The following is an 11074-nucleotide window of genomic DNA, read 5'->3' as shown; positions in this document are numbered from 1 at the left end:
TGAACCGTCCCTGACGGTCCTGCGGAACCCGAAGTTCGACCGTCCCCACGCGTGTTACTAAGCCCCGCGTGTAATAACCGCTCCGGTAGCCGAGCCGTCCGTCCGTTCGCTCTTGCCGGCCTGTAACGTTTCCGTCATCTCCGCCTCAAGAACTTCTTGCAGCACTGCCTGCACTAACGGACGCAAGAAATCCCCATCCGTTGCAAGCAACTCTTTCCATTCCAACCTCTTCGTGCTATTCTGTTTTCTGGGCATGGTGTTTTCTCCTTTACGGTTTGTTTCGTCTCAAACTACGGAGTACATCATGCCTTCTTTTTGCAGAACTTTTGAAGCATAACCGAAAAAACTTCCAATCCGCACCAAGTTCAGTCCTGGCCCAGGAAAACCTAGAAAATTGGCCATTTGTAGGATGACGGCAATCCCCATCCGTTCGTAAGGATATCGCGAAACTGAGCGAAAAACGGCGTAGAAACCGGCTGCACAAAGGACCGGCGATATCGGCCGAAACCTGAAACGATTCCCTATTCCTCCGCCAAGATCCGGCATTGGGCGACCTGGCCGATATGGGTTCCCGTGACCTGCCAGACGACGCGTTTGTCGTCGGTCACTTCGAGGATGTGGGCCCCGTTTTTGTCGCCGGTGTCTCGGGTGTTCCAGTTGCAAACGAGGGTGTTCCCGTTGTCGAGGCGGTGGATGCCGGCGGGCGCGCCGATTTCGATGTCGGGGATGTCGTGTTCGCGCAATTCCCAGACGACGTTGCCGTCGCGGTCGTACTCGGTGACGGCGCGGTCGGCGCTGATGAGCGTGTTGCCGTTTTCGAGGCGCAGCGCGCACACGGGCATCGGCCGGTGCGGAAATTCGCGGATCACATTCCCGTCGCGGTCGTACTCGCGCACGGCCCCCTCGGCGGTGAACGGGACGAGATAGGTTCCTTCGGGCGTCTTGCGGCAGAAGCGAAACTGGGCGTGGGGCGTCTTCTCGGTCGTGGACAACTGGACTTGGTGGACGATCTCGCCTTTTGGATTGACTTCGATCAGGCGACATTCGCCCACGATGCCGATCATGACGTTGCCGTCGGGCAGCGGCTGGCAATTGGGGATCTCGTTCGGCTTTTCCGTGCGATACTCCCAGACGATTTCCTTGTCGCGCGTGATTTCGCGCACGCCCTGGTAGTAAGCGGCCAGGATATGGCCGTTCGGCAGCATCCACACGTCCTGCGGATGCGGCATGGAATACTCCCACACAATTTCGCCGGCCTTGTTCAAAATGCCGATACGGTCGTGCGCGTGCTCCGAGAACAGCACGGTATGCGGCCCGTAGGTGTTTTCGTGCCAGAAGTTGTGCTTGAGACCCGGCTCGGTTCCGTCAATGCCTTGGACATTCGCCGGGTCCACGTCCATGCACGGCCACACGAGTTCGCCTTTCAGTTGCGCGGCTTCGCGGATGTAACTGCCGAGGCGCAGCGAGTTGCAGTCGAGCCACTGGATGACTTGATGCCGATCTTCGGGCGACACGTTTTTTCGGTGCGTTTCCGATAGCATCGCCTGGCCGATGGCACAGGCGCGCGCGCCGAAACGTCCGGGGATCGTGCGCGATCCGCCGTGGATGCCGCTGTACGCGGTCGTCATGTCGGTGAACATGGCGCCGGAAAACCAGAAGGTATAGCCTTCCTTGAGCGCCTCGTAGCTCATGTCCTGTGGGCCCTTGTTTTTTTCCCTGTGGCAGGGCAGGCATTTCCCGTCGAAAATCGGCTTGATCTGGCGGTAATAACTGACGGGTTCGACGGGACCGCATTCGGGCTGCAATTTCGACGGCGGACGCCGCAGGGCAAGCGGTTTCGTTTCGCGTTGCGGCGCGCTCTGCGTCTTTTCATGGCACCCGGCGCAGGTGAGCCGTTCGCCGGGATGGACGAAGGCCGAGGACCGCATGGACTGCACGGCCATGAAGTTTTCATCGAGCGCCTGGAAAATCAATTGCTTGGCGACAGGCGCCTCGAAAAAGGCGCTGCCGTCTTCCTCGACCGGCACGATGCCGAGCGGAATGCGCGGCGTGTTTTCGCGTTCGTAGCCGATCATCGGCTCGCCCATCGCGTGGTTCGTCTTCGGGATGTTTTGCACGACGCGGATCCATTGGATCCGGACACCTTCCGGGAACGGCAAGTCGGAGTCGTACACGTTCATGACGGCGATGGTGGCGCTGGGCGCGTTTTCGTTGCTTTTTGCGCGAACTTTCGGGGGGATGACCGGCGGCGCGGCGCGCGCGCGCAACGGGATCGGATTGACAAGCCGCAGGCGCTCGTCCTGCGCGCACGGCATCGAACGCAAGTCGCATAAGACCTCTTTGTTGCCGAAGCGATCCACCAGCGCGAGATTCTCCCAGACGTTGCAGAGATAGAAATCCCCGTTCAGCGGCCACGGCGTGCCGTATTTGTAATGGCGTCGGCCGGGCATCTCCGTTTCCGGGAAGGGCTCGTCGGGCGTGACACGCCGGATCTGGTTCATGTGGCCGTCGTCTTCCCGGCGCAGATCGAGCATGCAGAGCGATCCGTAAATCGATCCGTGATGCGGCGCGGCGGTGAAAATATAGAGCGGCGAATCCGGGATCGCGCGAATGCTCATTTCGACCAGCGGCGCGCCGAAACGGCTGTCCCATTCGCGGCCATTCTCGACCTTCCACGGTTGATGATCCGGGAACGTGTGATACGGATGCGGATAATTGCCGTGCGGTGCGCGCGGATTCGTGCCGTCCGGATTGCTGATCCAGAATCGCGTGCCGAGGCAATTCTCGCGGTCCACGTAGTCCCATCGGGTATAAACAAGTTGGCCGTCGTTGTTGACCGACGGATTCCATTCGCTGGTCTCGAAGTAACTCAGCGGGACAATGTCGCTACCGTCGGCGTTCATCGAAAACAGCGTGTAGCTGCGGACCTTCAGATAGGCCGCGAAACAGCGGATGTAGCCGCCGCGCCGTTCCGACACGAACGCGATGCGGCCGTCCGGCAGCCAGCACGGGCTGAAATCGTTGTACGCGCCGTCGGTCAACTGCACGAGATTCGACCCGTCCACGTTGACCTTGAACAGGTGGAAACAGGTCTTTTTCGATTGAATCCACTTGTGCTCGCTGTTTTCGGTCCATGCGAACACGATCGTCCGGCCGTCGAACGACAGGTCCGGTGTGGCGAAGGCGCCGTAATCGAGTTTGCGGCCCTTGAGCCGTCCATTCCCGACAACGGAATCGGCCAGCACATTCACGATTTCCGGCTGCGTCTTGTAGTTTTTCACGATGAAGAGTCCGCCGCCGGGCAGCGCGTTGAAGCCGAAATACTGCGTGACGAAATGGCCTCCCTGCGGATCGGCGGTTTCGGGATTGGAACGCACCGACCCCTCGAAAGTCCCGCGCGCGACGAAGAGGATCGCGTCGAAATCCAGCAGCGGATTGCCCAGTGCGAGTTGGCGGCGAATCGCACAAGCCGCAAGGTAGTGCGGTTTATACCCGTCCGTTCCCGGCGCGGGCGCCGAGTCGCGCAAGGCTTGCAGATCCGCCCGGCATGGCGAATCGTCCGCGAGCGCATCCGCCAGCGCCCCGGCGCGGCGTAGCACGGTTCCCAACGGCCCGTTGTCGCTTTCCCAAATCAAGGCATGCGGATCGTAGACCTCGCGCTTCAGTTTCTCCGCATCCGGTCCGCCGGGCCGGTGTTCCGGGTATTCCTTCTTGCCCATCCACTCGAAATCGTAACTCCATTCGCGCAACGCGGCGTCCGGAATGGATTCGACGCGGATGCTCTTCAGGTTCAGGCGGTCCGCCAGTTTCGCCACCGCCATGCGCAACGGCGCCGCGTCTTCCGCCGGCGGCAACGGTTGCAGGTCCGCGGACATGCCGCCGGGAATCTCGATGCCGCTGTCCGTAAAAGCGATCTGCCGCGCCTTCCGTTGGCCGTCGCGTGATAACGACGACGCGTCCTTGCCTAGTGCGTCCGCCGTGAAATGCCAAAGGCCTATGGTCGAATCATCTGCGGACAATTCCCCGGAGGGAACCGCATCGGGCGAACGCAAGACTTTCGATATCCGCACCTCGTCAATGAGACCGTTGCATTCGAACCCGCCCTCGGCCAGACTTCCGATGGCCAGCGGCCCTTCGATCGTCATGTCATTGACGACAGTGGATTCCTGGCCGGCCGTTTCGACGCCATCCACGAATAGCCGGATGCGGTTTGGTTCTATCGTCATGACGACCCAATGCCACTGTCCGTCCGCAATGGCGGCGCTCGTGTGGACGTGATCCGGCATGCGGCCCGGCACGTAGGCGTGTAAAACGCCATCGCCCGGCGTCGTGAAGATCTCCCAATGCGTCGCCGAGGATTTTGGCTCATTGGCAACGAGAATGTTGTACTGCTCCTTGCCCAGCAACCTCACCCGGCATTCGATCGTCAGCGGCAGCGCCCTGAATTCCGCCGACGCCGGCACGACTATCGCCCCCTTTCGCGCATCCAGCGCCTGCCCGAACGCGCCGGCCTGCCCATCGTCTGCGCCGCGTGCATCCATCGTGGCGGCAAGGCATGCCAGGCAACACAGGCCGATGCGCAACGGCCACGCGCTCATTCTTCTACGCAAGAAGCCGGTTCCCTGATTGCTTGTCGAAAAGGGCCAACAGTTCGCGGTGGGCGGGAAACGGCAACGGGGGACGGGCATCCGGCGCAAAGAACCGGATGTCGGTCGCATCGGAATCGGGCTTGGGTTCCCCGGTCCATTTCCCGACCGCATAACCGAGAACCATCACCCCGCCGTAATGGATGCTCTGCTGGGTGCTGACGCCCACCAGGGACAAACCGGACACTTCGAGCGCGGTTTCCTCGCGCATTTCGCGAACAAGCGCATCCTCGGCGGTTTCCCCCAGTTCGACAAACCCGCCGGGCAGCGACCAGTGGCCGCGGCAGGGGTCCACGGCCCGCTGAACCAGCAGCAACTCTTCGCCGCGGGTAATGATAGCGCACACGGCCGGCAACGGATTCCGGTAGAAAAAACGATTGCAGCCGGCACAATAAGGACGCGGCTTTTCACCATCCGAAGACAAAGAAAGCGCCGCGCCGCACATGGCGCAATAATTCCACTCGAATGGACGCGGCTTTATGGACATGGATCTCCGCGTTACGGTTTTTCATGGACCGGGGCCAGCCGTCTGCGCCAACCCGCCGCCGCCAAAGTAAACGCGACGGCCGCCAGCAACAGGCCGTCGCCCGGTCCGCGGGGCTTCGGCGCCGCGATGCCCGCGTTGAAACAGCAAACCGGATCGTCGCCGTTTGTAACAGCGACATTCGTCCCGTTGGCCTTCACCTGGGTATAGGAAGCGAACGTGTCGCCGTATTGTCCGTTCAAGACGCATTTTTCGATGCCCAGCGCCGCCATGCCGTTCGTGGGCTTCGCCTCGACGCGGAAGCGCAAGGTGACCAAGGCCGTGCCGCCGGCTTTCGCCGCAAGGACGGCATCCCTTCGGGAGAGGCTGATATTCACATGTCCGGCTTCGTCCTTGACTTCCATCGGCGCACCCGCTCCGACCGATCCGGGAACGGCCTCGATGAAACTCAGTTCCGGCGGATAGGACACCCGAAGGTCGAAACCGGCAAGGCCAAGCGGATTGTCCATGGATACCATCGCTTCCACGTTTTCCCCGACAATGCCTTGCACGGATTCCATGGAAACCGACACGGATTCCGTGCCTTGGAGAATATTGCTCAACAAGGCTGGATCCGATGTGTCGGCTTTTCCGGAGGACTGCGGATTGATGGGCAGCGCCGCGCCCAATCGCTGCAGCATGGTGGCATCCGCGCTGTTGATGGCACCATCGCCGTTCAGATCGCCCGACTGCAACCGGCAATCGGTCAGGGACAGCTTGCCAACGGCAACCTGCAACGCGGCGATCGCATCCACCAGCGTGACGAACAGATCGCCGTTCAAGTCTCCCACGCGGCATTCATTGGCGATGCAAATCTGTCCCGTATCGCTTCTATCAACGTCCAGCGTTTCGCCATTTGGGCCGTACATGTCCACCCGCGCAAAACGGAGCATGCCGCAGGTCCCATTGGGGACATTTGTGCGCGCCCGCGCATAAATATCGAACAGATGGCCCGTTCCACGGATATTGGCCGCGTCCGTAATCGCCGTGATGACGATTTTGCCTGCCTCGTCCGTATCCGCCGTGAAACTCAATTGCCCTGTCAATGCCGTCGGCTGTACTTGGACCGTCGAGCGATCTATCAGCGCCGCGTCGTACCGAAAATCAATGGACACGCCGGAAAACGCCGTACCGACTGGCGCCGAAACATTCAGCGGGATCAACGTCAATTCACCTGACGCAACCGCCCGGTCGGGAACCCATACGACAATGTCTTCGCCTTCGCCTTCGCCTTCGCCTTCACCTTCACCCTCGCCCTCGCCTTCACCTTCGCCCTCGCCTTCACCTTCGCCCTCGCCTTCACCTTCGCCTTCACCCTCACCTTCGCCCTCGCCTTCACCTTCGCCTTCGCCTTCACCTTCGCCTTCACCTTCGCCCTCGCCTTCACCCTCGCCTTCACCCTCGCCTTCACCCTCGCCTTCGCCGCCGGAATCAGTAATACGGACACTGCCATTGGATACCGTAACGGCAATAAGAATGGCATCCGGATCGGACATGGACGCATTTTCAGCGCGCAACACGACCTGCTGCGGCGTCGCGTTCGACCGAACAAGGAAGGAGAGAGTCATCAGCGTGCCGTCGCTCATGGCCGAGGTATTGAGTCCCCATACAACAAAACTGATTTTTCCCGTTTCCAGTTCGTTGGCGTTGACATTCTTGCCGGCCTCGATGGCCACGGGGCCCGCCGTAACGCCCTGATACTCCAGCAACGCATAATCATACACGATGCGCATGTTAAGGGCCGCGGGCCGGGTGCCGTTCGTAATCAGCGCAACGGGAACTTCCACGGTTTGACCGGGTCTGCCTTGTCCACTGCCAACGGCCACTTGGGCGGGCGGTTCATCCACGGTCAGCCTTGCGGATTGCGACGTAACGCTGCCCACAACATTCGTAACGATGCAGACGTATGTTCCGGCATTCGTTTTCCGCGCTTCCGCAATGGCATACAACGCATTGGTAGCGCTTTCGATGTTGGCGCCATCCTTGCGCCATTGATAACTGAACGGAGGCGTACCCGTCGCGGTTACGCTGAATGCCGCCGGCGATCCGGTCGTGACCGTCAACGATTGCGGTTGCGCCGTTATGACAACGGGATCGTTGACCGACAACAGGGCCGCATTCGAGGTTGCATTGCCGACGGAATTGCTCGCCACGCATACATACGCCCCTTCGTCGTTTTCCTGCGCGGACGACACCGTATAGTCGGCCCGTGTGGCGCCGGCAATGGCCACGCCATCCTTGGACCACTGATAACTCAGCGGCGCGGCCCCCGTCGCGGCGATGGAAAACGTGACAGACTGTCCCGGATTGATCGTTCGCGATTGGGGCTGCACGGTAATCGCCGGGGCATTGTTCACCACGAGGTTTGCCGTATTCGAGGTGGCGGCGCCCGCGACGTTCGTTGCCACACAGACATAGGCGGCCTCGTCGGACTCCTGCGCTGAATCAATCGTGTACGATGCATTTGTGGCGCCGGCGATATTCACGCCATTCCTGCGCCACTGGTAACTGATCGGCGCCGTGCCCGTCGCGGCAACGGAAAAGGATGCGCTCTGTCCCGGATTCACCGTCAACGATTGCGGTTGGGCGGTAAAAACGACCGGATCATTCACGGTCAGCGCCGCCGCCGCCGACATTACGCTGCCGGCCACATTTGCGACCGTGCATGAATAAATGCCTTCATGGCTCTGCTGTGCCGATGCGATGGAATACGTGTCCGACGTCGCGCCGGCGATGTTCGATCCGCCCTTTTGCCATTGATAACTGAACGGCGCCGTGCCCGTCACGGCGACCGAGAAAGACGCGGCCTGCCCCGGATTTACCGTCAGCGATTGCGGCTGGGCGGTGAAAACAACCGGATCGTTGACCGAAAGGACGGCAACGTTCGAGGTAACGCTACCGACGATGTTGGTGGCCACACAGGCATAGTCGCCCTCATCCGATTCCTGCACGGACGCCATGGTATGCGTGGCGGCGGTGGCGCCGGCGATGTTCACGCCGTTCTTGCGCCATTGATAACTGATGGGTTCGGTGCCCATGGCCACGACAGAAAACGAAACCGTCTGTCCGGCATTGACGGTTTGCGACTGGGGATGCGTGGTAAAGACCGCGGTGGAATTGACGGTCAGCGTCGCCGGATTTGACGTCGTGCTGCCGGTTACGTTCGTCACGACGCAAACGTAACTTCCCGCGTCGGACGATTGCACGGATGCAATGGCATAGGTCGCCTCCGTGGCGCCGGCGATATTGGCGCCGTTTTTCCGCCACCGGTAACTGAACGGCGTCGTGCCCGTTGCGGCCACGGAGAAAGAAGCCGCCTGCCCGGCGTTCAAGGTTTGGGATTGCGGATGGAAAACGATGACCACGGGATCGTTCACCGTTAGCGTGGCCGCATCGGAGGAAGCCGCGCCGAACGGATTCAGCAGCACGCAGAAATAGCCGCCTTCGTCTTCTTCCTGGGTGACGGCAATCCGGTACGTCGCCTCCGTGGCGCCGGGAATGTCCACGCCGTTCTTGCGCCACTGGTAACTGATGACCGGCGAACCGGAAGCGGCTACCGTAAACGTGGTTGTCAGACCCGGATTGACCGTCTGGGAAACCGGCTGCGCGGTAATGGTGACAGGCGCGTTGACGGTCAGCGTGGCGGCATTCGACGCAACGCTGCCGACGACATTTGTGACCACGCAGTCATAGTCGCCCGCGTTGGATAATTGGGCCGAGGCAAACCCGTACGCCGCAAGGGTGGCGTCGGCGATGTTCGTTCCATTCTTGCGCCATTGATAACTCAACGGGGCCGTGCCCGTGGCCGACACGGTAAAAATGACCGGCTGGCTTTGCGCAACCGTGACGGACTGCGGATGAGCCGTAATCACCACAGGATCATTGACGACAATGACCGCCGTCGAGGAAAGGACCGTGCCTGTCACGTTCGACACGGCGCACGCGTAACTGCCCTCATCGGTTTTCTGCGCCGACACAATGTCTAACAGGGCGTTCGTGGCGCCGGCAATAACCGCCCCATTCTTGCGCCACTGGTAGCTGATGGGCGCGGTGCCCGTGGCGCTGACCGACAGGGAAATGGTCTGGCCCGGATTCACGGTGGCGGATTGGGGTTGCGTGCCGATCACGACGGGATTGTTCACCGTGAGTGTGGCCGGATTGGACGGCGTATCCCCGATGGGATTGGTCGCAATGCACGAGTAGCTGCCTTCATCGGATTCCTGGGCGGCGGGTATGACGAGCGTGTCGTTCGTCGCATCGGGGATATCCGTGCCGTTCTTGCGCCACTGGTAGGTCACCGGCGTCACGGCGCTGCTGGCTGTAATCGAGAACGTGGCCGTTTCCCCGGGATTGACCGTCAGGGATTCCGGATGGGCGCTGATGTAAGGCGAATCCTTGACCACCAGAAAGGCCGGGTCCGAAATCACGCTGCTGACGCTGTTCGACACAACACACCGGTATTCGCCCTCGTCGGGCTTCAAGACGGCATTGATGGCGTAAATGGTCCCGGTGGCGCCGGGAATGTCCTCTCCGTTCTTGCGCCATTGATAACTTCTCGGCAACGTGCCTGTCGCCGTTACGAAGAAGGAAATCCGCTGGCCCGGCCCGGCCGTCTGCGACTGCGGCTGGGTCGTAATGGTCACCGGCGTGTCGGCCGACAGTGTGGCGGTGGCCGATAATTCCGCGCCAAATGGATTGGATACCATACAGGCATAGAGACCGATGTCCGCCGACGTTGCGGAAGCGATGTAGTAGGTCGAAGACGTGGCGCCGGGAATGGCGGAACCGTTCTTTTGCCATTGATAATTCAGCGGCGCGGATCCCGTGGCGGTTACGCTGAGGCTGGCGGGTTGTCCGAAGATCAACTGGGCCGATTGCGGCTGCACAATAATACGCGGGGCGCTGGCCACAACCAGCGCGGCGGTTTCGGACAGCATGCTGCCCGTAACGTTCGAGACCCGGCAATTGTAATTGCCCACGTCGGCGTCGGTGGCGGAAGGAATGCCGTAGGTATTGGCCGTCGCCTGGGCAATGTCCACACCGTCCTTCAGCCACTGATAACTCAGGGGGGGCGTACCGGTCGCCGTTACGGAAAAAACGGTCCCCTGAAGCGGAGCGAGCGTAACGGATTGCGGATGGGACGTGATAACCACCGGATTATTGACCGAGAGCAATGCCGAATTGGAGTCCACGCTGGTGTCCGCATTCGACACCGTGCAGATGTACGTGCCCTCATTGTCTTCGCTGGCCGAATAAACGGTATAGGTCGCGTTGGTCGCCCCCGTAACGGCCCCGCCGTTCTTTTTCCACTGATACGACAAGGGCAGCGCGCTGGTCGCGGATACGCTGAGACTGGCCTGCTGGCCGGGATTCACGGTCACTGATTGCGGATGACTGAGAATCGTAATGGGATTGATGACCACCAACTCCGCGCTCGCCGACGAGGCATGGCCTTGGGAATTGGATACCATGCAAACGTACGATCCCTCGTGCGATTTCTGCGCCGAGGCGATCGTATACGACGTTGTGGTTGCCCCCGGAATGCTGTCCGAATCCTTAAACCACTGATAAGATATAGGCTGCGTGCCTGACGCGATAATGCTGAACGTCACCGATTGGCCGACATTGACCGTCGCCGATTGAGGCTGTTTGGTAACCGCCGGATCCTGCGCCACCGCACTCCAGGCAAAAAACAACGCCAAGGCACAAGCCCACCACGGCCCAAAAACCAACCGCCGCATACACCATTCCTCCTTACTTTCAGCATTCGGACGCATCGCGACGCACCCCGTTTGTGAGCATCGTCGCCCGCATACCATATAACAATACCATAAAACATGGAAATCGTGTTCCGTAATCCCCGGCTAAGGAAGCGATTGGGGCGGGTCATGTCAAATTGAGTCGG

At 60.6% G+C, this 11074-nt stretch carries 3 protein-coding genes and 1 pseudogene; all 4 read right to left on the bottom strand.

The features are described 5' to 3' along the window. The 4 genes and pseudogenes from P5540_19290 to P5540_19275 all read right to left on the bottom strand — a co-directional run bounded on the left by P5540_19290 (position 1) and on the right by P5540_19275 (position 10910). A pseudogene (locus P5540_19290) lies at positions 1-255 on the bottom strand (transposase). 266 nt (positions 256-521) lie between these two features. Beyond that, on the bottom strand, positions 522-4610 hold the full coding sequence (locus P5540_19285) for a LamG domain-containing protein (GenBank protein HRT66958.1): 4089 nt from the start codon (positions 4608-4610) through the stop codon (positions 522-524). After that, on the bottom strand, positions 4603-5133 hold the full coding sequence (locus P5540_19280) for an NUDIX hydrolase (GenBank protein ID HRT66957.1): 531 nt from the start codon (positions 5131-5133) through the stop codon (positions 4603-4605). Before P5540_19280 ends, P5540_19285 begins: the two co-directional genes overlap by 8 nt. 11 nt (positions 5134-5144) lie before the next feature. After that, positions 5145-10910, bottom strand: a complete 5766-nt coding sequence (locus P5540_19275; protein HRT66956.1) for an immunoglobulin domain-containing protein — start codon at positions 10908-10910, stop codon at positions 5145-5147. Between the last annotated feature and the right edge of the window lie 164 nt (positions 10911-11074).

Source organism: Candidatus Hydrogenedentota bacterium (assembly GCA_035450225.1).
Classification (GTDB): Bacteria; Hydrogenedentota; Hydrogenedentia; order Hydrogenedentales; family SLHB01; genus DSVR01.
Note: the sequence above shows the minus strand (reverse complement) of the source record. Positions and strands in the feature narration are given on the sequence as shown.

Excerpts from the sequence above, each read along its gene's own strand:
- P5540_19280 (HRT66957.1), bottom strand. The coding sequence starts at position 5,133 with ATGTCCATAAAGCCGCGTCCATTCGAGTGGAATTATTGCGCCATGTGC.
- P5540_19275 (HRT66956.1), bottom strand. The coding sequence starts at position 10,910 with ATGCGGCGGTTGGTTTTTGGGCCGTGGTGGGCTTGTGCCTTGGCGTTG.